This window comes from Gardnerella leopoldii (assembly GCF_003293675.1).
Classification (GTDB): Bacteria; Actinomycetota; Actinomycetes; order Actinomycetales; family Bifidobacteriaceae; genus Bifidobacterium; species Bifidobacterium leopoldii.
In genome coordinates, this window is the sequence record NZ_CP029984.1 from 1,539,692 (window position 1) to 1,563,445 (window position 23,754).

General features: G+C 43.1%; 19 protein-coding genes and 1 tRNA gene. 18 read left to right on the plus strand and 2 right to left on the minus strand.

All coding sequences use genetic code 11. The annotated features are described in order from the left end of the window. Window positions 1-23 precede the first annotated feature (23 nt). Window positions 24-2,357, plus strand: coding sequence for a hypothetical protein (locus DOD25_RS06270; protein ID WP_112928869.1), 2,334 nt, complete (start codon window positions 24-26; stop codon window positions 2,355-2,357). A gap of 88 nt (window positions 2,358-2,445) precedes the next feature. Here the strand turns inward: DOD25_RS06270 and DOD25_RS06275 are convergent. Both DOD25_RS06275 and DOD25_RS06280 read right to left on the minus strand, forming a co-directional pair. Continuing rightward, window positions 2,446-2,518 (minus strand) — tRNA-Ala (locus DOD25_RS06275). 115 nt (window positions 2,519-2,633) lie between these two features. After that, on the minus strand, window positions 2,634-3,320 hold the full coding sequence (locus tag DOD25_RS06280) for a DedA family protein (RefSeq protein WP_004105614.1): 687 nt from the start codon (window positions 3,318-3,320) through the stop codon (window positions 2,634-2,636). A gap of 227 nt (window positions 3,321-3,547) precedes the next feature. Here DOD25_RS06280 and DOD25_RS06285 point away from each other — a divergent pair, with 227 nt between their 5' ends. The 17 genes from DOD25_RS06285 (at window position 3,548) to rplL (ending at window position 23,170) form a co-directional block, all read left to right on the plus strand. After that, window positions 3,548-4,291, plus strand: a complete 744-nt coding sequence (locus DOD25_RS06285) for a teichoic acid transporter (protein WP_112928870.1) — start codon at window positions 3,548-3,550, stop codon at window positions 4,289-4,291. A 130-nt stretch (window positions 4,292-4,421) separates the two neighbouring features. Then, complete coding sequence (gene rpsO, locus DOD25_RS06290; protein ID WP_004109774.1) at window positions 4,422-4,691, plus strand: 30S ribosomal protein S15; 270 nt, start codon at window positions 4,422-4,424, stop codon at window positions 4,689-4,691. A 364-nt stretch (window positions 4,692-5,055) separates the two neighbouring features. Beyond that, window positions 5,056-7,818: a polyribonucleotide nucleotidyltransferase gene (locus tag DOD25_RS06295; protein ID WP_004105607.1), complete on the plus strand. Its 2,763-nt coding sequence runs from the start codon at window positions 5,056-5,058 to the stop codon at window positions 7,816-7,818. A 247-nt stretch (window positions 7,819-8,065) separates the two neighbouring features. Continuing rightward, window positions 8,066-8,929: an aldo/keto reductase gene (locus DOD25_RS06300; protein WP_004105605.1), complete on the plus strand. Its 864-nt coding sequence runs from the start codon at window positions 8,066-8,068 to the stop codon at window positions 8,927-8,929. A gap of 14 nt (window positions 8,930-8,943) precedes the next feature. Further along, window positions 8,944-9,909 (plus strand): polyphenol oxidase family protein, encoded by a 966-nt coding sequence (locus DOD25_RS06305; protein ID WP_004105603.1) that lies wholly within the window; start codon window positions 8,944-8,946, stop codon window positions 9,907-9,909. Window positions 9,910-10,085: 176 nt separating this feature from the next. Next, the gene (locus DOD25_RS06310; protein WP_004574116.1) at window positions 10,086-11,519 is read left to right on the plus strand and encodes a coiled-coil domain-containing protein; all 1,434 of its coding nucleotides are present in this window, start codon (window positions 10,086-10,088) and stop codon (window positions 11,517-11,519) included. Window positions 11,520-11,630: 111 nt separating this feature from the next. Further along, entirely contained in the window at window positions 11,631-12,965 is a 1,335-nt protein-coding gene (locus tag DOD25_RS06315) for a C1 family peptidase (protein WP_004105599.1), read from the plus strand. 264 nt (window positions 12,966-13,229) lie between these two features. Continuing rightward, window positions 13,230-14,411 carry a 3-deoxy-7-phosphoheptulonate synthase gene (locus tag DOD25_RS06320; RefSeq protein ID WP_112928871.1) on the plus strand — a complete coding sequence of 394 codons (1,182 nt, stop codon included), beginning with the start codon at window positions 13,230-13,232 and terminating at the stop codon, window positions 14,409-14,411. A gap of 113 nt (window positions 14,412-14,524) precedes the next feature. Then, window positions 14,525-15,022: a hypothetical protein gene (locus DOD25_RS06325; protein WP_004105595.1), complete on the plus strand. Its 498-nt coding sequence runs from the start codon at window positions 14,525-14,527 to the stop codon at window positions 15,020-15,022. Next, entirely contained in the window at window positions 15,015-15,725 is a 711-nt protein-coding gene (mtnN, locus tag DOD25_RS06330) for a 5'-methylthioadenosine/S-adenosylhomocysteine nucleosidase (RefSeq protein ID WP_004105593.1), read from the plus strand. The genes DOD25_RS06325 and mtnN overlap by 8 nt, the downstream gene beginning before the upstream one ends. A 206-nt stretch (window positions 15,726-15,931) precedes the next feature. Continuing rightward, window positions 15,932-17,158, plus strand: coding sequence for a phosphate ABC transporter substrate-binding protein PstS (gene pstS / locus DOD25_RS06335; protein ID WP_112928872.1), 1,227 nt, complete (start codon window positions 15,932-15,934; stop codon window positions 17,156-17,158). A 106-nt stretch (window positions 17,159-17,264) separates the two neighbouring features. Beyond that, entirely contained in the window at window positions 17,265-18,212 is a 948-nt protein-coding gene (gene pstC / locus DOD25_RS06340) for a phosphate ABC transporter permease subunit PstC (protein ID WP_032835357.1), read from the plus strand. After that, window positions 18,213-19,265 carry a phosphate ABC transporter permease PstA gene (gene pstA / locus DOD25_RS06345; protein ID WP_162720546.1) on the plus strand — a complete coding sequence of 351 codons (1,053 nt, stop codon included), beginning with the start codon at window positions 18,213-18,215 and terminating at the stop codon, window positions 19,263-19,265. Between the two features lie 77 nt (window positions 19,266-19,342). Next, the gene (pstB, locus tag DOD25_RS06350; protein ID WP_004105584.1) at window positions 19,343-20,122 is read left to right on the plus strand and encodes a phosphate ABC transporter ATP-binding protein PstB; all 780 of its coding nucleotides are present in this window, start codon (window positions 19,343-19,345) and stop codon (window positions 20,120-20,122) included. Window positions 20,123-20,375: 253 nt separating this feature from the next. Next, window positions 20,376-21,779, plus strand: coding sequence for an NCS2 family permease (locus DOD25_RS06360; protein WP_004105579.1), 1,404 nt, complete (start codon window positions 20,376-20,378; stop codon window positions 21,777-21,779). A 391-nt stretch (window positions 21,780-22,170) separates the two neighbouring features. Next, window positions 22,171-22,692 (plus strand): 50S ribosomal protein L10, encoded by a 522-nt coding sequence (rplJ, locus tag DOD25_RS06365; RefSeq protein WP_004105577.1) that lies wholly within the window; start codon window positions 22,171-22,173, stop codon window positions 22,690-22,692. Between the two features lie 97 nt (window positions 22,693-22,789). Further along, window positions 22,790-23,170 carry a 50S ribosomal protein L7/L12 gene (gene rplL, locus DOD25_RS06370; protein ID WP_004105575.1) on the plus strand — a complete coding sequence of 127 codons (381 nt, stop codon included), beginning with the start codon at window positions 22,790-22,792 and terminating at the stop codon, window positions 23,168-23,170. The last annotated feature ends 584 nt before the right edge of the window (window positions 23,171-23,754 follow it).

Genomic DNA, 23,754 nt, shown 5'->3' on the forward strand with positions numbered 1-23,754 from the left:
AATAATAAAAAAGGGGGGAATAAATGTGTAAACAAAGAAATTTGGGGGATATGTGTTTTTTCAAGCGACTTAAATGCGGTTGCGCTCGCATTGGTGTCTATATTGGGATTATTGCATTTATTAGTGTTGCTATAGTTGCTGCATTATTGCCACTTAATTCTATTGCGTATGCGAAAAACAGCTATAACGCAGCCAAAGGATTGCATATAGCAAATGTTTCTGTTATGACAAAACAGAAAACTGTTCGCACTCAAGGCGAGTACATGTTTACTAAACGTTCTGCTTCGCTACTTATAACTTTTGATGGATTGGACGCTTCGGAAATTAGGAACGCGCATAAAGCTACTGTTAGCGTTGGAAGATATCAAATAGTGAGTGCCAAAGCTGATTTAGCTAAGATTGAGGCGGTGTCGTCGCTAGTTAATATTCGTTATAAGATCCGATCTCGAGTATTAGGAATAGTAAGAGTTGAATTGCAAAAAGAAGGAATATATGATTTGCAAGATATCTCTATAAGACTTGCTGCTGTAACAATGCATCCTAAACGCATATGGGGAGGAGTTGACTCTAATCCTCATGTTTCAAAGCAAACTAACTATATTTCTAATGAAAATAGACTTTCTGTCAACAAATTGCGCTCTCGTAAGCCAATATTAAGCATTCCTGATTCAGTTCTGAATGCCTCAGATTTAACAAAAGATAACTCTTATAGCAAGCGTTCACGATATATTGTTATTGATAAAATTGCTCCTCGCTTGAGTGTTAGCTATGATAACAACGCATCGTATGAAGGCAAATATTTTCGTAATAATCGAGCTTCAAGAATATTAATACAGGATGATTCGTTCGTTTTCTCGTATTTGCTTCATGATTCTTATCCTATTGCGAAAGTTTTTGCTGATGGTAAACAGGTTATGGTACTTACAGCTAAAAGCTTTAAAAACGATGGCGTGCATACAAATATGTGGTATGCTGATGTTTCTTTTTCGGGGGATGCTTCTTGGAATGTTCGCTATTGTGTTGAAGATCTATCAGGTAATGTGAGTTCTTCTATCAGTAATAAATTCATTATTGATACGCTTGCGCCAACTGTTTCTATTACTGGAGTGCAACAAGGCGGAGCATATTCTCATGCTGTAGTTCCAACATTAGTTATAAAAGATCGTTGGTTAAAACCTGAAAGCGTAACGTATTCTCTGAGAAGAATGCGATATGCTAAGGAATTGCGTTCTTTTGTGCCTAGAAAAGCCGATTCGCAAAGCGTAAGTGTGCAATACGCAGGTTTTTATAATGGAATTCAAGACGATGATGTGTATCAACTTCAGTGGAGTGCTAAAGATTTAGTAGATCATGTTATTTCTGGTAAGTTGCAATTTTCTATAAATAGAAGCGGTTCATCATTTAGTATAGATAGTTCCACTAAAGCAATGAATCGTAAACAATTGCAAAATGCTAAAGATATTCATATTGAAGAACTCAATCCTAGCGGATTGGCAAGTCCTGCAAAAATTAGTGTTATGCAAGACGGTGTAGAGAAGATTTTGTCAAAACAGGATTTTTCTGTAAACAGTCGCATAGATCATGGCTGGCAACGATTGACTTACACTATTTTCAAACGGAATTTTGCCGATAATGCTCATTATCGTGTACGTGTTATGTCAGTAGACAAAGTAGGAAATCATTCTTGTAGCGAAAGTGCAGTTAGCAAAAAAGAAGGAATGTTGCAATTTGCACCAGCTTCCGTGCAATTTACAGTAGATAATCTTGCTCCAATCGCAACAGTGTTTGATATGCAAAATAATTCTACTTATCGCACTAATAAAGAAGGAAAAACTTTACGTATTAGTGCAAAAGATAACATAGCATTGCAATATGTAACAATCGATGTTGATGGTAAAACAAATCGCATTTGGAACGGTAAAGATGTGAATAAATCAGTTTTATCTACAAAACTAAAACCAGACGGTTTTACTCATGACGTATTAGTAAAAGCTGCAGATTATGCGGGAAATATAACAATTTTGCAATATAAAAATGTAAAAATTGTTTCTATTGCAAATAAGCTTGTAAAAAAATCTGAAGCAGATAAAAAATCTAAAAATAGCGAGAGTAAAGACACTGATAGTTCTGATGATGGTTCAGATGATGGCTCCGACAATAGCTCCGATAACGATGATTGGATAGCTCGTTCGCAAGTGAAAAAATCGGAAAAATCTTTTGAAAATGCTGATTCCTTTAAACGAAACTCGGTAAATTATATAGGAATTGTGGCTTATATTTGTGCTGGAATTATAGCAATTCTTTGTGCTGTATTAGGAATTAGCATTATTTTTAAAAAGAAAATTAACAATCAGTAAACTATTCTAATTAGTTTTGCTAGATTTGATAGGCATTGTGCAAGAAAATAAAAAGCCCACTGCGGTGGAATGAATGCAGTGGGCTTAGTGGAGCTAATGGTAATCGAAACCACGACCTCTTCGATGCGAACGAAGCGCTCTACCAACTGAGCTATAGCCCCAATGTCTAAGACAAATCATCTTACGACAACTCTGCACACTGTACTACAAAGCTTGTATAAAAACAACATTTCTTGTAGTGCAGCGTGCTTGAGTGTCGTAAGTTAAAATACTAGTTTATTTGTTTTCTTTATTAAGTTTTGCTGTTTTCTTTGCTTTGTGTGCTTTGTATAAACCAATAAAAGTTGGTACAAGCGAAATAAGCAAAATTGCAACAATTACTAATTCAAAATTCTTCTGTACGAAATCAATCTTGCCGAAGAAATAACCAAGAAATGTGAAAAGCGACGACCAAATGAGACCGCCTAGTACAGAAAATGGTGTGAAGCGTATCCAACGCATTCCAGAAATTCCGGAAATAAACGGCATAAAAGTGCGTATGAATGGGAAGAATCTACCCAAGAATACTGCCAGCGGACCCCATTTATCAATCATTTTTTCGGTTTTTGCAACTCGTTCTGGAGTGAGCGCTTTTACTTTCCCAGATTCTACAATCTTTCGTCCGAAGAAATGACCAATAAAGTAATTGCACTGATCGCCAATAATTGGGGCTAGCCACACTACGGCAAGTAATAGTGGAAGTGGAAGCGCGCTATGACCTGTTTGAGCGTCAGGAGCTGCAAAAAAGCCTGCTGCAAAAAGAAGTGAATCTCCTGGGAGGAATGGGAAGAATACTACGCCTGTTTCAATAAAAACAATGAGAAAAATAAGGCCTAATGCTGGAGCTGTGCCCATTGCAATCCAACTTGCAATAGCTGAGCGTGGATCCTTGAGTAGGTTAACAATAAAATGAATAAATCCCATAATGTCCTGTCATAAATTTTGCGTATTTAGTGACGCTTGTTAATTAAAAATCAAGCGAAACAACTGTTATTTTGAGACTAGCAGTCGCCATAAACGGTTGACACTTTTTGTGCACACGCTATCAGTTAATTGCGTTATAACATACAATAATAATTAGTAATGTAATGTTGCATGGTTAAAACTTGAGAAATTGCTTGGCGATTAAAGATTGGCAGGAGAAGTAACGCATGAAGTTAAATGATGAGCATGATGGTGAACATCCACAAAGTTTTGCTCCGCTAAGGCCTAGAAAACGTTCTGCTCGCGTAATCAATGCCAATGAAGTTCCGAAAAAGAATGATGATTCGAAAAGCAAAATTCCTGACGAATATTTAAACATTGGTTTGCCGGAAACAGACTTATCGATTGCTGATTTTTCTCGTAAGCATTCTAATCCAAAGAATTGGTGGATTTATTTTGGCGTTCTGCTTGTTGCTATTGTTATTCCGTATTGGATTGGTCGCACTATGGCAGCTCGTCATACTTCGTGGGTTATTTCGCATTGCTCTGGATTATCTTCGCAAGGTGTTGTTTTTATTTCGTGGGTAATCACAGTGTCTGCTTTTACAAGTCTTGCTATGGCGTTAATTGACACTCATCGTTGGATTTGGCGGATAATGTTTGCTGTTTTTCTGGCTTTAGAACAACTTATTGCCGGATTATGCATGCTAAACATGAGCTTTTGGTATTCGACGTATGTGGTTTATGGTCACGCTTCAGGTTTAGCGAATGCGGCAAATCTTGGCATTATTTCTGCAGGTATTGGAGTAGCTGTATTTGCTGTCATTTTTGTTGGTTTGCTTGTCATTGTTCCTAAAACCTCGGCTTTGAATGTTCTTACGCGTAGTTGGGCGTCGTTCATAATGTTTTATGCGATTGAGGTTTTGGCAATATTAGCGGTTATTTTTGGTGGTTTTTTGACAGCAATGTAATATTTAGATTTTGCGAAAATGAGTTGTTTGCAAGTGGTTGTACAATAAATATTTGGCGTGTAACGCCCGCGGATTGAGAGCGCTACAGCAGAAGGTTGTGGCACCGCGCAGTGATATTAAGGAGGACGCCGTGGCATTAACGGCTGAAGATAAGAAGAACATTATCAACGAATACGCGACGCACGAGGGTGACACGGGTTCCCCAGAAGTGCAGGTCGCTTTGCTTAGCAAGCGCATTGCTGACCTTACTGAGCACTTGAAGGAGCACAAGCACGATCATCATTCTCGTCGTGGTTTGTTGCTTATGGTTGGTGATCGTCGTCGTCTTCTCGATTACTTGAAGCGTGTTGATATCAACCGTTATCGTTCTTTGATTGAACGACTCGGCTTGCGTCGATAGTCTTATTGCCCGGGCTTAAGCTCGGGCTTTTGTATTATTTATACGTTTTGCTTAATTATTAAATACATAAATTGTTCACTCATGCGCAATATTTGGGGAAAGTGTAGTGGGCAATATTTAAAATTTATAACTAAAAAGTAATTTATAACTAAAAAGAATTAACAAATAATTCAACACATAATTGAAAATTGAAGCATAACTTAATACGGATGATTGAAGTAACCGAAACAAAAAACACTACGAAATATTGACGTAACGCAAGTGTTGCAAAGAGTGCAAATATTCGCATATAGGTAATAATGCGAAGTCGTCAATGTTATTACGCATGTTGGTTGATTAGGTAAGTTAAGAAAAGGAGGAACCCGTGGAGGGTCCCGAAATTAAGGCTGTAGAAGCCGTTATTGATAATGGTTCATTTGGTAAGCGTACGCTACGCTTTGAAACTGGTCGACTTGCTCAGCAAGCAGATGGTGCTGTTGCCGCATATTTGGATGACGATTCCATGATTTTGTCGACGACGACTGCAGGATCTAGCCCGAAGGAAAATTACGACTTCTTCCCATTGACTGTTGATGTGGAAGAAAAAATGTATGCTGCTGGAAAGATTCCAGGTTCGTTCTTCCGCCGTGAAGGTCGTCCTTCTAACGAAGCAACGTTGGCATGCCGTATTATTGATCGCCCGTTGCGTCCATTGTTCCCACACACTTTACGTAACGAAGTGCAAGTTGTTGAAACAATTTTGGCAATTAATCCAGATGATGCTTACGATGTTATTGCTTTGAATGCGGCGTCTGCATCTACTATGATTTCTGGCTTGCCATTTGAGGGTCCAGTTTCCGGCGTTCGTTTGGCTTTGATTGATGGCCAGTGGGTTGCTTTCCCACGTTGGAGTGAGCGCGAGCGTGCAGTATTTGAAATTGTTGTGGCTGGTCGTGTGATTGAAAATGGCGATGTTGCTATTGCAATGATTGAAGCTGGTGCTGGTAAGAATGCTTGGAATTTGATTTACAATGATGGTCAAACCAAGCCAGATGAGCAAGTTGTAGCCGGAGGTTTGGAAGCTGCAAAGCCATTTATTAAGGTTATTTGCGATGCTCAAAATGAGTTGAAGCGTATTGCAGCTAAGGAAACTAAGGAATTCCAACTCTTCCCAGAATATACTGACGAACTTTATGCTCGTATTGACGAGATTGCTCATGCTGATTTAAATGAAGCTCTTTCTATTGCTGAAAAGCTTCCTCGTCAAGATCGTATCGCTGAAATTAAAGAAGGCGTGCGTGCTGCAATCGCTGAAGAATTCACTGATATGGACGAAGCCGAAAAGGAAAAGGAACTCGGCAATGCGTTTAAAGAATTGCAGCGTCAAATTGTTCGCCGTCGTATTTTGACTGAAGATTATCGTATTGATGGTCGTGGTTTGCGCGATATTCGTACGCTTTCTGCAGAAGTTGATGTTGTGCCTCGCGTACACGGTTCTGCACTCTTCCAGCGTGGTGAAACCCAGATTTTGGGTGTGACTACTTTGAATATGCTTAAGATGGAGCAGCAGGTTGATGCGCTTTCTGGTCCACAGACTAAGCGTTATATGCACAACTACGAAATGCCTCCATACTCCACTGGTGAAACTGGTCGCGTTGGTTCTCCAAAGCGTCGTGAAATTGGTCACGGTGCTTTAGCTGAGAAGGCTTTGGTTCCAGTATTGCCTGGACGCGAAGAGTTCCCATACGCTATTCGTCAGGTGTCTGAAGCTATTGGTTCTAACGGTTCTACTTCTATGGGTTCCGTTTGCGCTTCTACGCTTTCTTTGCTTGCTGCTGGCGTGCCTTTGAAAGCTCCAGTTGCTGGTATTGCTATGGGCTTAGTTTCTGGCGATGTTGATGGAAAGCATATCTTTAAGACTTTGACTGATATTCTTGGTGCAGAAGATGCATTTGGTGATATGGACTTCAAGGTTGCTGGTACTTCCGAATTCATCACTGCTTTGCAGCTCGATACGAAGCTTGACGGTATTCCAGCTGATATTTTGGCTGCCGCTTTGCAGCAGGCACATGAAGCTCGTACAACGATTCTTGAAGTTATTAACGAGTGCATTGATTGCCCAGCTGAGATGAGCCCATTTGCTCCACGCATTATTACAACCACAATTCCTGTAGACAAGATTGGTGAAGTAATCGGACCTAAGGGCAAGATGATTAACCAAATTCAGGAAGAAACTGGTGCTGAAATCGCTATTGAAGATGACGGTACTGTTTACATTTCTTCTGAAGGCGGCGAAGCTGCTGAGAAAGCTAAGGGAATCATCGATTCTATTGCAAATCCTCGCGTGCCAAAAGCTGGTGAAACTTTTACAGGCAAGGTTGTTAAGACCACAAGTTTTGGAGCTTTTGTGAATTTGACTCCTGGAACTGACGGTTTGCTTCACATTTCACAGATTCGCAATTTAGCAAATGGTGAGCGCATTGACACTGTTGAAGATGTGCTGAAGGAAGGCGATAATGTTGAAGTTATCGTACAAAGCGTAGATGAGCGTGGCAAGATTTCTTTGGCTATTCCAGGTTTTGAAGATCAAGAATCTTCTGCTCCAGCGGTGCGTGAAAATCGTTCCCGCGGTTCTCGCGACGATCGCGATTCTCGTGATTCTCGTGGCGATTACCGTCGTTCTCGCCGTGACGATCGCGATAATCATGATCGTGCGGATCGTGCAGAGCGTCCTCGTCGCCGCATGCGCGATGATCGTGACGATCGAGATCGCATGGATCGAAATGACCGATACGCGGATCGCGATAACCGTTATGATGACCGCAGCACTCGTCGCGACGACCGTCGTGCAGATCGTGATGACCGTTACAGTGATAACGATTTTGATGAGCGTCCTCGTCGCCGCGTGCGCGATGATCGTGACGATCGTTACGAAAATCGCGACGATCGTGAAGAGCGTGCAGACCGTGACGACCGTGAAGATCGTTCAAATCGTCGAGATTCAGAAAATCGTCGCGTATCTGATCGAAAGCCGCGTTATGCAGCTGATGACGATCACTATGACGAGTATCGTTCGGCTCGTGAAGAGCGCGCAGAGCGTCCTCGTCGCCGCGTGCGTCGCGATTTTGATCCATTTGAGGAAGATTAATCGCGCAAATAGTATTAAAGCAAAATTATTGCTAGATACTAAGTAAAAAATAAATATTCGTAGAAATGCCTTCAAGCTGCGTTTGCGTTTGGAGGCATTTCTTTTAGATAGCTATTTAAATGTTTTATGTAATCTGTGCAATAAAATAAAATATAAAAAGTAGTAAAATATTGTGACTGCGTAAAGTAGCGTAATGCAATAATAAATACTTACGGAAAATATAAAACTTACAAAATAGGGGTGAAATATGGTCATGCATCGCGCATTAGGTTCGTTTGATACAACCGCTATTGGTTTTGGCGAAATGCCATTGACAATAGAAAATAATCTTGGTCACGATATGGGAATTAAGACAATTCACGCAGCTCTTGATGCAGGTTGTACGCATATTGACACAGCTTGGGCATATTACTGCTCTGGCAGCGAGGAACAAACTGGTGAAAAGCTTGTTCGTGAGGCTTTAGAAAGCTGGAAAGGCGACAAATCTTCTATTTTAGTTGCAACAAAAGTCGGTCACTTCCGTAACTTTACTGACGGACGACCAACGTGGGGTAAGGATGGTAAGCCAGAGCATTTGATTCGTCACGCTAAAGAGTCTGCAATGGCTTTAGGCGTTGACACTATTGACTTGCTTTACTTCCACAGGCCAGATCCGGAAGTTCCATACAATGAGTCTATTGAAGCAATGCAACAGTTGCTTGACGAAGGTGTGGCTCGAGAAATCGGTATTTCTAACGCTTCTGTAGAGCAAATCGATATTGCACGCAATATTTTAGGAGAAAAGCTAGTAGCAGTGCAAAATCAATATTCTCCAGTTCATTTAGAGAATGAAGATACGTTGCAATATTGTGAAAAGCTTGGAATTGCTTTTGTTTGCTGGAGTCCTCTTGGTGGATTCCGTCATCCTTATGACGAGCATCTTTTCGATCCATTCCGCAAAGTTGCAGAAAATCATGGCGTAAGCTATCAGCAAGTAGTTTTGGCTTGGGAACTAGCTAAAGGCGATCACATATTCGTAATTCCTGGAGCTCACAGACCAGCTACAATTTTAGATAGTTTGAAAGCTTCCGATTTGCAATTAAGCAATGAAGAATTGGCTTATTTAGGCTGAAAGAAAACAATAAAATGCAAGAAACAAGCGTAACTGGTATGCCGTTGCCTCACGAAGATGAGGACGGTACGCCAATTCCTGTGACTATTCCGGTGGCTTTAGGAACTCACACTCATGCAGTTTTTACTACTAGATTGGGTGGAATTTCTGAAGGCTCATTTGCTTCACTTAATTTAGGCGGACGCGCAGGAGATAGTGAGGAGGCTGTAGCAAGCAATCGCGCAGCTTTACAAAAAGCTTTGCAAGCTGACTTGTCGCTTGTTGCTCAAGTTCATAGCAGAGAAGTATTTGACGCAGATAGTGTAGTAGATTCATGGAATACTTCTTACGGCTTTGATGCAACAGGTTTTGCGGATTCGCAATTGAGAATTGAAGCAGATGCGCAAGTTTCAACTGCGTGCTCGCTTGCATTAGGAATGTTTGCTGCAGATTGTTTGCCAGTTTTACTTGCGGACGACGAAGCTGGAGTAATCGCTGCAGCGCATTGTGGGCGAAAAGGATTGATGGCTGGAGTGCTTGATGCTGTTATCGAAGCAATGTGCGAAAAGGGAGCTGAGCGTTCTCGTATAACAGCAGTGCTCGGTCCATGTATTTGTGGAGATTGCTACGAAGTTGGTGAGAGTATTGCGCGCGATTTTGAAAAACGTTACCCGCAAACTGTAACAAAAACTCGTTTCGGTGGAATCGGTATTGATATTGCTGAAGCTGCTCGCATTGATTTAGCACTCGCAGGAGTTGCGAATATTGTTGACGCTTTGCCGCGAGTTACAGCTGCAACGCAATATTTATCTGAAGATGAGGAATTGCGTACGATTTGCGAAGTAGATGGGGAAGGTGAATCTTTGCCAGAACGTTTGCAAAATTTGCAAAACCCAATGTGCACTTTGGAAAATCCACTCTGGTATTCTCATCGACGTGCTAGTTTAGCTGGAAAATCGCATGAAGGTAGACTTCTTGCTTTAGTAATTCGCGACAAATAATCACATATGCTATATAAACAGTACTGTATTTGAGCTAGGTAGTAAGTGCAGTTGTGTGAGCTTAGCAAAAACGTGCGCAACACACGAGTGTTTTTTGCTTGTAAGTGATAGCGTTGATTCTGATGGTGTAGCACAGCGTTTTGTGCAGCTGTGTGGGGGCTTGTGAAAGGAATATTATGGTGGCTGATTTATTCCCAACCGCGTTGCGTGGGTACGATAAAGACAAGGTAAATGAAGCATTTGCAAACTATGAGCGTACTATTTCTCGTCTGCGTGAACAAGTGCGTTCAAGTGATGAATCAATTTTGCAATTACAAGCGCAATTGCAAGAAGAAAAAAATAATGTAAAACGTGCCAAAAGCGGAAATACTTTTGCGTCTTTAGGTGCAAATGCGCAACAATTGCTGGCATCTGCAGAGCAAACTAGTTCTCAATTGCTTGAGCGCGCTAAGCAAGATGCTGCATCAATTAAAAAGAATGCACAAGCACAAGCCGGAACTTTGCTGAACAATGCAAAGCTGGATGCTGCACATTTAATGCAAGAAGCACAAACTAAAGCAGACACAATGCTTTCCAATGCCACGCAAAAGTCGACACAACTTATGCAAGCTGCGCAAGAAGATTCTGCACGTTTGCGCGATACTACTGCTAAAGATGTGCAAGCTCAAAAAGACGCTGCAGAATTAGCTTTACAAAACGCTCAAGAAGAACATACAAAGCGTATGGCTTCAGAGCGCGCGCAACAAGAAAGCAGTATTTCGCAACTTAAGTCGGAAGCTGCTCAAAAAATTGCTGAGCAGCGTGCGGCTGCAAACGAAGAGATTGCGCGTGCTAAGGCTGAAACAAACGATCAGATTGAATCTGCTCTCGCTGAAGCAAATAAAAAGCTTGCTGATATGCGCGAACACGCTTCGAAGATGATGGCTGACGCACAGCGCAAAGCTGGCGAAATTACGGATGCTGCTGCCGCTAAAGCTCAAGAAATTGCAGATGATGCTCAAGTTGAACGTACGCGTACGTTAAGCCAAGTTAGTGCAGAAGTTGAGCAGATTCGCGCAGATATTGCTGCTCAACAGGAGGAAGCTACAAAGAAAGTCAATGCCTTGCTTTCTGGCTTGAAAGAGAAAGAAAGTGCAGCTCAGGAAGAAGCAGATGCTTTGGTTGCTCGCGCAAAAACTGTTCATCAAGAAGCTGACGAATATGCAGCGCAAACGCATCAGGCTGCGGATAGTCAGGCTGCTGATATTGTGCGCAAAGCTATGCAGGAGGCGACTGCTCAGGTTGAAGAGCGTAGAGCTGCAGCACAACAAGAGCTTGATGGCATGACGACTCGATTAACCCAATTGCAGCATCGTGAGGCAACTATTACGCAGCGAGTTACGGAATTGCGCTCGCTGTTTGCGAATGCTTTCTCTGGATTTGATTTTGGAGATGCTCAACAAAACCAACAAGTTGCGCAAGCTTCTGACGATAATGAGGATTCGGCGAATGCTCAATCTTCTGCGGATGCGAAGCAGGCTCAGCGAGATGTTCAAGCTGCGTTGGCTGAATCTGAGGAAGCTAGTGAAGCTAACGAGTCTCAAGAAAACCAAGACACAGATAATCAATAAAGAAAATATTATAAAATTTGTAGATTGGCTTAAGTATCGTACGTTAGAATGTGCTGGTATTTGAATAAATATTTGAAATAAATATTGATAATTAACAGGAAAGGTAGCATTGTGACTGAAATCACTGCTCTAACTGATGAAAAATTACAAGGTTTGCGTGAGGATTTTGACGCAAATCCTTTAAACCGTTTAGCTATGAATGGTGTGACTGCTGCTGGTATTGATAAAGTCGCGCGTAATTATGATCGTGCGCGCTTATTGCAGCGTCGTTTTTCTACCATTGTTGATAACGGAGATGCAACACATCAGGATCGTTCTGGCCGTTGCTGGCTGTTTAGCTCGTTGAACGTGGCTCGTTTCATTGCGAAGAAATCCCTTGGATTGAAGGAATTTGAGTTTTCTCAGAACTACGCAATGTACTATGACAAGCTTGAGCGAATTAACTACTTCTTGAAGGATGTTGCGGCTTTGGTGCGTGCAGGTGAGCCTTCAGATTCTCGTTTGATTCAGCATTTGTTGCATGACGTTATGGGCGATGGCGGTCAGTGGACCATGGCTATGAACGTTTACAAGAAGTATGGTGCTGTTCCTAAGGATTTGTTCCCAGAAACCGCTTCTTCTAAGAATACTGGTGCTATGAATACGCAGTTGCGTGCGCTTTTGCATACTGCTGTTGCTCATATGTATGCGAATGCCACTGAAATTGATGAGATTATTGCGGATGCTACTGCTGCAGGTCACAGGATTTTGACAATTCACTTGGGTGAGCCACCTAAGAGCTTCGATTGGGAGTGGACTGATAGCGACGGCAAGTTCCATCGCGATGGTGAGATTACGCCAGTTGAGTTCTGGAAGAAGTACGTGAATGCTGGTCTTGAGGATTATGTGTGCTTGGTTGACGATCCTCGCGCTGAACATCCTAAGGGCAAGAAGATTGCTATTGAGCACTTGGGTAATGTTGCTGGCGGAGACGCAACCGAGTATTTGAACGTGCCAAACCAGTTTATGAAGGATTGCGTGCGTAAGATTTTGGTTGAGAAGGGCATTCCAGTGTGGTTTGGTGCCGATTGTCATCCTATGATGGATCGCGAGAATGGCGCTTGGGCTACTGATTTGTTCGAGTATGGTCGCGTTTATGGCGTTGATTTTGATTTGGATAAGGAAGCGCGTGTGCGTTTTGCTGATTCTGCGATGAATCACGCTATGGCTTTTGCTGGTGTTGATGTTGCTGATGATGGTACGACTACTCGCCGTTGGCGCGTAGAGAACTCTTGGGGCACTGATATTGCAGATAAGGGTTACTTTACGATGAGTGACGACTGGTTTACTGAGTATGTGTACGAAGTTGCAGTGCCGAAGAATCTGCTTCCGGAAGAATATCGCAAAGCCCTAGAAGAACCAGCAATTGTTTTGCCGGCGTGGGATCCAATGGGCGCTTTGGCTTAGCTTAAGCGCATTGGGCGCTTAAGCTACTCCAAAGCGCCGCGCTCACTATTGCGAAAAGCACAGTGTGCTTTTCGCGTGAGCGCGGCGGTGCTTGCATCTTTATTCAAGATGCAAGCACCGACCACATCAAATGTGGTTGTGCTTTCAACGCAAGCTCGGCGGTGTACGCATCTTTATTTCAAGATGCGTACACCGACCCCACAGTTAGGTTAACTCTTTGCGCAAGCGCGGCGGTGCGCGTTTTGTTTTATAGGATGGTGACAAATGTCTTCTGCAGCTGAGCAGCGTACTTCTCGCGCGGTAAAGAAGGAGGTTGAGGAGGGGCGCAACCCTCTTAACTCTGCGAAGTTCCAGCGCTGGGAGGACCAGGTTGGTGTGGATCGCATTATTAACCGCCGCGTGCTTGAGCTGGAGCCGCTGCCGACTCCTGCTCAGGTGCTTGGCGAGTTGCCATTGTCGTCGTATGCGCAGGATATTGTTGCGCAGTCGCGTGATGAGATTCGTGGCTGTTTGAATGGCGACGACGATCGCCTTCTTGTTATTGTGGGCCCGTGTTCTGTGCATGATCCTAAGGCTGCTCTTGATTATGCGAATCGTTTGGCTAAGTTGCGTTCGGAGCTCGAAGATGAGCTTCTTATTGTTATGCGCGTGTATTTTGAAAAGCCGCGCACAGCTCTTGGCTGGAAAGGTTTGATTAACGACCCGGATATTGATGGAACGCATGATATTCATAAGGGTTTGTTGCTTGCGCGTAAGACTTTGCTCGGCGTGTTGGATGCTGGTTTGGCTGCTGCTACTGAATTTTTGGAGCCGACTAGCCCTCAGTTTATTGCGGATGCTGTGAGTTGGGGCGCGATTGGTGCGCGTAATACGGAGTCTCAGATTCATCGTCAGCTTGCTAGTGGTCTTTCTATGCCGGTTGGTTTTAAGAATGCTACGGATGGTTCCGTTTCTGCGGCTGTAAATGGCTGCTTAGCTGCGAGCCAGCATCATACGTTCTTTGGTATTGATCATCTTGGTCGCGCTTGTGCTGTGCAGACTCTTGGCAACCCTGATTGTCACGTGGTTTTGCGCGGTTCTAGTAAAGGTCCTAATTATGATGCTGCGTCGGTTGCTTCTGCTGTTGCTTCGATTCGTTTGCGCTTGGGCACTGGTTGTATGGCTTCTAACGGCGTGGTTGTGGATTGTTCGCATGGTAATTCTGGCAAGGATGAGCGTCGCCAGATTGAGGTTGTGCGTGAGATTGCAGATCGTTTGGCTGATGGCGAGCAGGGTATTAAGGGCGTTATGATGGAGAGCTTCTTGCAGGGTGGCAATCAAGATCCTGCTCCTCTTAGCGAGCTTGAATACGGCAAGTCTATTACAGATCGTTGCATTTCTTGGGAAGGTACTGCCAATTTGCTAAGAATTTTAGCTAAATCTGTAGCAACTCGCCGTAGAGCTTAGAGATTAGAGATTGTAGTAAGATAATCTCAATTAATTTCTACTTGGCTTATATTCCTTACTGTATTTGCCGCCTATTTTTGCATTATATTTTGCGTACAAGGGAGTGTGTTGAAATGTATAACAAAGACTTGAATAAAGCTAATAAAGCGAATAAAGGTTTTATGTGTAAAGCATTACCGGTGGTGCGTTATATATTGTTAGCTTTGATTTACAACGGTGTGCTTTTGTTGGCTCTTGCATGGTATCGTGGCACGCATAGCGCTGGGTATACGCTTGTTACGTTTTCTGCTTTGTGGTTTAGCGTTTTTATGCCGTTTGTAACTGGAATTGCTTTAATTGTTTTTGCTAGCGGATGGCGTCGCATTGTTGGTACTTTAGTTTGTGTGCTTCTTATAGCTGGATTTTTTGCTTTTCTTGCTTTGCAGGATCAAATTATTGCGTTTTTCAATGTTCCTGTTGTGAATCCTTGGTTTGATTTTACGTGCGGAGCATTGCTGAAGATTGCGACTTTGACTTTTGTTATTATGACTTTAGTATGCGTGTTTTTGGTTAAGAATAACGATAAATGCGTAAGTAGCGAAGTAAAAAAGGATGATTCTGCTAATGCCTAGTACTGAGAAAATTACGAAAGTCGCTGTTGTCGGTGCTTTAGAGGAAGAAGTTGCACATATTGCTAGCGCGCTTGAAAACGTGACTCACGATAAGTCTGCAAGTCTTGATGTATCTTGCGGCACTCTTGACTCGGCGAATGGCAGTAAAATCGAAGTTGCAGCTACGGTTGGCGGAATGGGCTTAGTAAATGCTGCTGCAACTGTGCAGTATCTTATTGACACATACAATCCTCAAGCTGTAATTTTTTCTGGAATTGCAGGAAATCTTAATAAAAATTTGCATACGAACGATGTTGTTCTTGGAAAGACTGTAAAATATCTCGATACTGATATGCGTCTAATCGGTCAGTGGAAGCCGTTTGCAAGCGAATTTCATTCGGATGATTACTTGCTTAAAGTAGCTAGCAATGTATTAACTGACATGAAAATCACGCATATTGCTGGAACGATTGCGTCCGGCGGATATTTTGTTGATTCGCAAGAAAAAGTTGCGGAAGTAATTGCAGCTACTAAAGCAGATGCAGTTGAAATGGAAGGTGCTGCTGTCTTGCATGTTGCTGCTCGTAATGACGTTCCTGCGCTTATTGTGCGCGCAATGAGTGATAATGCAGACACTGAATACGAAACTTTCCGCGCTTTCGATATTTCCGAATACGCGGACACTGCTGCAAAAATTACTGTAAATATAATTCGCAATTTGTGACATTTCGACACGCCGATGTAGTCGCCGACCTTCATTTTGCTTAGGTCGCGTCAAATATAACGCCAAATACCGCCGTTTTTGATACCCACTTTATTTTTGCCGGTGAGGTTTTACCCACCTGTTTACGATGGTTGCGTTAATAAAAAAAGATAGGGATTAATTAAGAAAATGCGCCCAATTCGCAATACGGCTATAGGAACGCGAAAATGTGGTGGGGCGCAAGGCAATTCTTCGCGAAAGGAAAGAAGAATATGCGTAACGATATGAATAAGTCAAATATGAATAAATTTAATATGAATAAAAGCGCACTTAAGTTCCGTAGTATTGCTGCTGCGGCGCTCACTTTCGGCTTGTGCGCAACTTGCGCTGCTTGCGGCGACAATAGTCCAGCGGGCAGCAACAACGCAACCGGAGCGCAGAATGCAAAAATTTCCGGCAATTTCCAAGGCTCGGGTGCTTCTTCCCAGCAGGTTGCAATGGAAGCGTGGATTGCAGGATTCCAATCTAAAAATCCGGGTGCAAAAATTGCCTACAATCCAACCGGTTCTGGTGCTGGTGTTACCACTTTTATGACAGGAGCCACGGCTTGGGCTGGTTCAGACAAAGCGTTGAGTAACGACGAAGTTGAAAAGTCTAAGTCGGTTTGTGCTCATGGAACTACGGCTTTCGACGTGCCTGTGTATGTTTCACCAATTGCGATTATTTTCAACCTTAAAGGTGTTTCTGATGCTGGCAAGCATATTAATTTGGACGCTTCGACGATTGCTAAAATTTTCGACGGAAAAATTACGCGCTGGAATGATGACGATATCAAGAAGCAGAATCCTAAGCTAAAGCTTCCAGACACCCCGATTACTGTTGTTCACCGCTCCGATAAGTCTGGCACAACGCAGAATTTCTTAAGCTATGTGAAGGATGCGGCTCCAGACGATTGGTCGCACGATCTTAGCGAAAACTGGCCAAATAGCGTCGGTCAAGGCGCAAAGGGAACTTCGGGCGTTGTATCTACTATTCGCATGGCGAATGGTGCGATTGGTTACGCTGATTTTTCACAGGTCGGTAAGCTCGGCACTGTTGCAGTGAAAGTGGGGGATACTTACAATGAGATTTCTCCGGAAGCTGCTTCTAAAACTTTAGCTGATTCTGAAATTGACGCAGACGCTTCTGCAAAATATCCTAATCGCGTTGTTATGAAAATTAATCACAATACGCAATCTAAGGGCGCTTATCCAATTGTGTTAGTTTCTTACGATATTGCTTGCCCGGTTTATAAAGATGCAGGAACTGCTCGATTTGTGAAGTCTTGGCTGAGCTACGTAACTAGCGCGGAAGGGCAGAATGCTGCTTCTGCTGCTGCTGGAACAGCTCCACTCCCACAAAATTTGGTAAGCAAAATTAACGCATCGATTAAGTCTGTTAAAACAAGAAAATAAAAACTTTACAAACTGATATTATGAACGTATCGGTTATAAAGGAGAATGATTGAGTTCTACGAAAAATGCGAAAGCAGTCGCGAATAGTGCAAACGAAACTGCTAAAATTTCTGAGAGCAATAGAAAAAATTATGTTGGCACTCATCTTGCAGACCGTCTTTTTAAAGGCGTGGCTGCAGGCTGCGGCATGCTAATTTTGCTTGTTCTTACGGCAGTTGCAGTATTTCTGCTGTTTTGTGCTTTGCCTTTAATAAGTGGAAATCACGATCAAGTAAGTCATGTGTTTGCTGATTTTACTGGTGGTAAGGCACATGATTTTATAAGCTATGTGTCTCCGCTTATTTTTGGCACAGTGCTTATGTCTGCGCTCGCGCTGCTGTTCGCATTTTTTGTGGCAATTGGTATTGCTCTATTTATTTCTTATTATGCACCTAAAAAAATTGTTCCGCTTTTCAGTGGAGTAATTGATTTGCTTGCGGCAATTCCATCCGTAATCTATGGTTTGTGGGGCGGATTGGTTTTGGTTCCAGCTATGTATCCTTTCTGGGATTGGGTTTCTAAACTTTTTGGCTGGATTCCGTTATTTTCTGGTCCGGCGGCTAATCCTTCTCGTTCTGCTGCTACAGTTGCATTAGTTTTGGCTGTGATGATTTTGCCGATTATTACTTCTATGGCTCGCGATATTTTCCAGCAGGCTCCGCGTTTGCAGCAAGAAGGTGCGCTTGCGCTTGGCGCTACAAAGTGGGAGATGATTAGATTAGCGGTTCTGCCGTTTGCAAAGTCTGGTATTGTGTCGGCTTCTATGCTTGGGCTGGGTCGTGCTTTAGGCGAAACGATGGCAGTTTTGATGATTTTGTCTCCTGGATTTACTTTTGGTATCAATATTTTCAAGGCTTCTCAAAATCAAACTATCGCAGCAAATATTGCAGCGCAGTATCCGGAAGCAAACGGACTTGGCGTAAGTGCGCTTATTGCAACCGGCTTAGTTTTGTTTGTTATTTCTTTTGCAGTCAACTTTATTGCTCGCAAAATCACAGGAAAGGCGGGCGCATAAATGGGGAATCAAATTAATAATATTGAAGTGCTTAGCGAGAATACTTTTGCCGAAAAGTCTGTCGAAAGTTCTGCTGAGAATTCCGCAGAAAATTCCGCAGCTCCGGTTATTGACTTCAACAAATTCCGCCCAACTCGTTCACACATAGCTGCGCGCAAACGTAAAGACATGCTTATGCGCGTGCTGATTTTCTTATCTTTTGTTGTGGCACTTATTCCGCTTATTTCTTTGCTTTTAACAACCATTATTAATGGTATTAAGCGCTTGAATTTTGATTTTCTCACTCATAACATGACTTACGTTGTGGGCGGAAATGCTACTGGAACTGGCGGTTATGGCGGAATTTTGCACGCGATTATTGGAACTCTTGAAATAACGCTAGGAGCTATGGTTATTTCAATTCCGATTGGTTTAATGTGTGCTGTTTATTTGGTTGAGTATTCTCGCGGAAACAAAATTTCGCGCATAATTAATCTGCTTGTTGACGTTATGAGTGGTATTCCGTCTATTGTTGCTGGCTTGTTTGCGTTTTCAATGTTTGCTTTTCTTGCTGGCCCAGGTACAATCAATGGTTTTGAAGGATCTGTGGCTCTTTCTCTTCTTATGATTCCAACAGTTGTGAAGTCTTCTCAAGAAATGCTAAAAATTGTGCCTAACGATTTGCGCGAGGCATCTCTTGCTTTGGGAGTTACTCAGCAGCGCACAATTACAAAAATCGTTTTGCGCACTGCTCTTCCGGGAATTGTGTCTGGATGTATTCTTGCGGTTGCGCGCGTTATTGGTGAAACTGCGCCACTTCTTATGGCTTCAGGCTTTATTGCTTCAACGAATCTCAATTTATTTGACGGGCAAATGACGACTTTGCCGGTGTACGTTTACCAAGAATATTCCAAACTTTCTGCGAATTGCCCAGCTAATGCGCCGACTTCTTGCATAACGTCAATTCCGATGGAGCGCTCGTGGGCTGCAGCTTTAATGCTTATTGTGTTGGTGTTGTTGCTAAATATTTTGGGGCGAATTGTAGCTCGAGTGTTTTCTGTAAAAGCGAGATAAAGCGAAATAAAGTAAAGCAAAGCGAAGCGAAATAAAGCAAAGCAAAACGAATTAAATTTTTAGAAAGTGAGCATAAAATGGGTCAGCGAATTGATGTGAAGCATCTGAATATTTATTATGGCGATTTTCTTGCTGTAGAAGATGTGAATATTAATATTGAGCCAAATAAAGTGACGGCTTTTATCGGACCTTCCGGATGTGGAAAATCAACAGTTTTGCGCACCTTAGACCGCATGCACGAAATCACTCCGGGCGCGCGAGTAGAAGGACAGGTGCTCCTTGAAGGCCGCGATTTATATGGCAAAGATGTGGATCCTGTGGCTGTCCGCCGCGATGTTGGCATGGTTTTCCAGCGCCCAAATCCTTTCCCAACAATGTCTATTCGCGAAAACGTGCTTGCTGGAGTTCGTTTGAATAATCGTAAAATTGCTAAGAGTGATGCTGACGATTTAGTTGAGTGGGCTTTGCGAGGCGCGAACTTGTGGAATGAAGTTAAGGATCGCTTAGATAAGCCGGGTATTGGTCTTTCTGGCGGTCAGCAGCAGCGACTTTGCATTGCTAGGGCTGTGGCTGTGCATCCGCAAGTTTTACTTATGGATGAGCCTTGCTCAGCTCTTGACCCTATTTCTACGTTGGCTGTAGAAGATTTGATTAATGAGCTTAAAAACGATTACACGATTGTGATCGTGACGCATAATATGCAACAGGCTGCGCGTGTTGCAGACTACACTGCATTCTTTAATTTGAAGGCTGTCGGTAAGCCTGGTCATCTGGAATACTTTGCAGACACGACTACTATGTTCAACAATCCGCGCAACGCTGAAGCTGAGCGTTATATTTCCGGTCGTTTTGGCTGATTTGTTATATACTTTTTTGATTTCGGTGTATTTCCTTGGTCAGCACGTGCGCGTAAGGTCAGAGCTGTTCGGTTGTTCAAAGGTTTCGCAATTTTCATAATTTTATGTGAGATTTTGTGATGCCTTCGTTCATTCGACGAGTCGCAGTAACCTCTGCGTGAATGCCCAAATGTAATTGCGTACGCGATTGCTCAAGTGCTTTCGCCGCGCTTTTCTGGTCTTTTGCGCTTGTAAACCAAGGAACAGAGAGTTTATGGAAAAGTTCTTCCATCTCAAAGAAAACGGCACGAATGTATCAACGGAGATCACTGCAGGTCTCACTACATTCTTCGCAATGTCGTACATTATCATCGTAAATCCAAATGTATTAAAAGAAACTGGTATGCCATGGGGTGGCGTGTTCTTAGCAACAATTATTGCTGCTATTATTGGCACGCTTGTTATGGGCTTATTTGCCAACGTGCCTTATGCTCAGGCTGCTGGTATGGGCTTAAATGCATTCTTTACGTTCACAGTCGTAAAAGGCTTAGGCTTTAGTTGGCAGCATGCAATGTGCATGGTGTTCTTATGCGGTTTAATTAACATTATTATTACCGTTACTAAAATTCGTAAAATGATTATTCGTGCCATCCCGACTTCGTTACAACACGCAATCGGCGGTGGCATTGGTTTATTTGTGGCTTATGTTGGCATGGTGAACGTTGATTTGATTAAGTTCACTCCAAAGGATGACAAAGCTGCAAAAGTTGCGTCTCATTTTGGTGCAGCTCCTGCAATTCCAGGTCTTGCTGTTTTAAAGAACCCAGTATTGTGGTTGTTCCTCATTGGATTGCTTTTGGCAATCGTGCTTACTGTGTTGAATGTTCGTGGATCTTTGCTTATTTCCATTGTTGTTACTGCATTAATCGGTATTCCAATGGGACTTACAACCATGAGCAATTCTGTTTCAGTTTCAGAAGCTTTTAATAATTTGCCAACTACTTTCTGCGCAATATTTAGTGACAAAGGCTTCTCAACGCTGTTTGCAGACCCTTCGCGTGTTCCGCTTGTTTTGATAACGATTTTTGCATTCTCAATGTCTGATACTTTCGACACCTTGGGTACCTTCATTGGCACTGGTCGTCGTACAGGTATCTTCTCTGAGGCTGACGAAAAAGCTCTTGAAAACGGCTCCGGTTTTAGTTCCAAGATGGATCGCGCTTTGTTCGCTGATTCCATCGCAACTTCTGTTGGTGCAATTTTCGGTACTTCTAATACCACTACTTATGTAGAGTCTGCTGCAGGTATTGGTGCTGGTGGTCGTACCGGTTTGACTTCCGTAGTTGTGTCTATTTGCTTCGCGCTTTCTATAGTGCTTGCTCCTGTAGTTTCCGCTGTTCCTGCTGCTGCAACTGCCGGTGTGCTTGTGGTTGTTGGTTGCATGATGGCAAGCTCTTTGAAGGAAATTGCTTGGGATGATATTTCTGAGGCAATTCCTGCATTTTTCGCTGCAGTGTTCATGGCATTCTCTTACAACATTTCTTATGGTATCGCCGCCGGCTTTATCATGTACTGCTTGGTGATGACTTGCAAGAAGCGTGCTAAAGAAGTTCATCCAATGCTTTGGATTGTTTCTTTGCTGTTCTTACTTGATTTTGTTGCTAATGCTGTGCTGTAAATGTGCATTTAATGTAAGGGTGCATTTTACAAGTAGTGAACTTGTGAAACAAAAAATATAAAAGTAAAAATTAAAAAATTAGAGGGTATGTAAATTACATGCCCTCTTTTTTATTTCTATAATATTTCTCTTGACATTGTCCTAACAGCGTATTAAAATTACCCAACGTAAACCACAGACCGTTGGTGGGATCGCGAGATTCCTGAAATTGATGCGTCATGCCAGCACAGGTTGAGCGAGGATTTATAGCGGATCTCGTTATGAGTCGAAAATTTAGCACGCTTTAGTGCTTCTTATGTTGCTCTGCCAGTGCGCAGGGCTTTTTTTATTGCCCTGTTTAATTAAGCTTGATGCGTTTCTTTCACCTACGGCCAATTTAGGAAGGAACGCCATGAAGAGGCCCGAAAAGGAAGCGGTAGTTGCCGAGCTTACGGAACTTTTCCGTAATGCAGACGCTATCTACCTCACCGAGTACCGCGGGCTTACCGTTCCGCAGATTTCTACTCTGCGCGAAAAGCTAGGCCGCGATACTTCCTACTCTGTGGCTAAGAACACGCTTGCTCGTATTGCTGCTAAGGAAGCGGGCATTGAAGGTCTCGACGAGCTTCTCGCCGGCCCAACTGCAGTCACCTTCGTTAAGGGTGATTTCATTGAGGCTGCTAAGACCTTGCGTGATTTTGCCAAAGAGAATAAAGCCCTCGTCATTAAGGGCGGTTTCGCAGATGGAACCGTTTACGATGCCGAAGGTGCAAAGCAGCTCGCCGACTTGAAGTCGCGCCCACAGTTGCTTTCCGAAATGGCCGGCGCGCTCAAGGGCACCATGTCCAAGGCCGCTTGCCTGTTCAACGCATTGCCAACCAAGGCAGTTCGTACAATCGACGCTTTGCGCGAGAAGCAGGAAAAGGCCGCTTGATTCCCTTGCAGCTTGCTGCATGAGACCAACCAAATATAAAAATGTTATGGTCGTAAGGCATAAAGTATGCCCGGCCAAGTAAGAAAGGAAGCCAATTATGGCTAAGCTCACTAACGAAGAGCTTCTTGAAGCTTTCGGTGAAATGACCCTCGTTGAGCTCTCTGAGTTCGTCAAGGCATTCGAAGATAAGTTTGATGTCGAAGCTGCTGCTCCTGTAGCCGCTGTTGCTGCTGCTCCAGCTGCTGCTGGTGCTGCTGAGGAAGAGAAGGACGAGTTTGACGTCGTTCTCACCGCTGCTGGCGATAAGAAGATTGCAGTCATCAAGGCTGTGCGTGCTTTGACCAGCCTCGGCTTGGCTGAAGCTAAGGCTCTCGTGGACGGCGCTCCAAAGGCTGTTCTCGAGAAGGCTAAGAAGGAAGATGCTGAGAAGGCTAAGGCTGCCCTCGAAGAGGCTGGCGCTTCCGTTGAACTTAAGTAGTTCTAACTTTTTGTTGCTTTGCGCGTAACGCAGTTTTATGCGTGTGTGCATAGTGAAAATTAGGCGGTAGGATTATTCCTGCCGCCTTTTTTGTTGCGTCCCAACCTTTTCTTTACTCGCGCGTAAAGTTTTTGCCGCTATTTCGCACGCAAACGACCTTTTATTTACACCGCTGTAAAGTTTTTGCCGCGTGCGATACGCGAGAAGCGGGTTGTCGGCGTGTCGCGCAAGAGTGGCTATATTGCAACGGTTTTGCGGCTGGTTGGGGGAGTATTCAAGAGTTTCCTGAGAGTTTTCTGAGAAAAATCTTTAAAAACCTTGAAATTGACATTTTTACGAAAAATAACGCATAATACTGTATTTTTTATTCTTGAAAATAGTTTGACTGAAATATTTTTATAAAAATATGAATGTTTTTTGTTAATGAGTTGTGTGTTGGCTCTTGACTTTTTCGAACGGGGGGGGGTATGTTAATAGCAAACGCCGGTCAGTCCTAGTTTGACGGGCGTGTGTGGCTCCGGTTGGAGTTACACAGCAAATTTTTCTTCGTGTACCTAGCACGAAGGAGAAGAAGAAAGGAAAAA

Excerpts from the sequence above, each read along its gene's own strand:
- DOD25_RS06285 (WP_112928870.1), top strand. The coding sequence starts at position 3,548 with ATGAAGTTAAATGATGAGCATGATGGTGAACATCCACAAAGTTTTGCT.
- DOD25_RS06305 (WP_004105603.1), top strand. The coding sequence starts at position 8,944 with ATGCAAGAAACAAGCGTAACTGGTATGCCGTTGCCTCACGAAGATGAG.
- rplL (WP_004105575.1), top strand. The coding sequence starts at position 22,790 with ATGGCTAAGCTCACTAACGAAGAGCTTCTTGAAGCTTTCGGTGAAATG.
- pstB (WP_004105584.1), top strand. The coding sequence starts at position 19,343 with ATGGGTCAGCGAATTGATGTGAAGCATCTGAATATTTATTATGGCGAT.
- DOD25_RS06280 (WP_004105614.1), bottom strand. The coding sequence starts at position 3,320 with ATGGGATTTATTCATTTTATTGTTAACCTACTCAAGGATCCACGCTCA.
- pstA (WP_162720546.1), top strand. The coding sequence starts at position 18,213 with ATGGGGAATCAAATTAATAATATTGAAGTGCTTAGCGAGAATACTTTT.
- mtnN (WP_004105593.1), top strand. The coding sequence starts at position 15,015 with ATGCCTAGTACTGAGAAAATTACGAAAGTCGCTGTTGTCGGTGCTTTA.
- DOD25_RS06270 (WP_112928869.1), top strand. The coding sequence starts at position 24 with ATGTGTAAACAAAGAAATTTGGGGGATATGTGTTTTTTCAAGCGACTT.
- DOD25_RS06300 (WP_004105605.1), top strand. The coding sequence starts at position 8,066 with ATGGTCATGCATCGCGCATTAGGTTCGTTTGATACAACCGCTATTGGT.
- DOD25_RS06360 (WP_004105579.1), top strand. The coding sequence starts at position 20,376 with ATGGAAAAGTTCTTCCATCTCAAAGAAAACGGCACGAATGTATCAACG.
- rplJ (WP_004105577.1), top strand. The coding sequence starts at position 22,171 with ATGAAGAGGCCCGAAAAGGAAGCGGTAGTTGCCGAGCTTACGGAACTT.
- DOD25_RS06310 (WP_004574116.1), top strand. The coding sequence starts at position 10,086 with ATGGTGGCTGATTTATTCCCAACCGCGTTGCGTGGGTACGATAAAGAC.
- DOD25_RS06325 (WP_004105595.1), top strand. The coding sequence starts at position 14,525 with ATGTATAACAAAGACTTGAATAAAGCTAATAAAGCGAATAAAGGTTTT.
- DOD25_RS06320 (WP_112928871.1), top strand. The coding sequence starts at position 13,230 with ATGTCTTCTGCAGCTGAGCAGCGTACTTCTCGCGCGGTAAAGAAGGAG.
- pstS (WP_112928872.1), top strand. The coding sequence starts at position 15,932 with ATGTGGTGGGGCGCAAGGCAATTCTTCGCGAAAGGAAAGAAGAATATG.